General features: G+C 42.3%; 1 pseudogene. It reads right to left on the bottom strand.

Annotated elements, in window-relative coordinates:
* Positions 1 to 260: pseudogene (locus AAEZ08_RS23115) on the bottom strand (hypothetical protein); the annotation flags it as partial.

Here is a 260-nt window from a genome sequence, read left to right as displayed (position 1 = left end):
ACCTCACCCTCATCCGTGTATTGAAAGGCATTCTTTATTAAGTTGCCTAGTGCCATTTTTAGTAATTCAGGTCGTACGTAGGCAAAATACTCTTGTTCAGCGACTACTGCATAAGTCACAGTCTTATACCGTAGCAAATACTTTAAGCGTTCCACTTCATTGTTAGCAATGCTATTGATAGAGGTTTGCGGAGCGTCCAGTTTTTCAGGAGCACGCGAGAGTAGTAATAACGCGCTGATAATCTCAGAGGTCTCTTTAGC

Origin of the sequence: Pseudomonas sp. E45-MNA-CIBAN-0222 (assembly GCF_040310405.1) — a bacterium.
Lineage (GTDB): Bacteria > Pseudomonadota > Gammaproteobacteria > Pseudomonadales > Pseudomonadaceae > Stutzerimonas > Stutzerimonas stutzeri_AC.
Note: the sequence above shows the minus strand (reverse complement) of the source record. Positions and strands in the feature narration are given on the sequence as shown.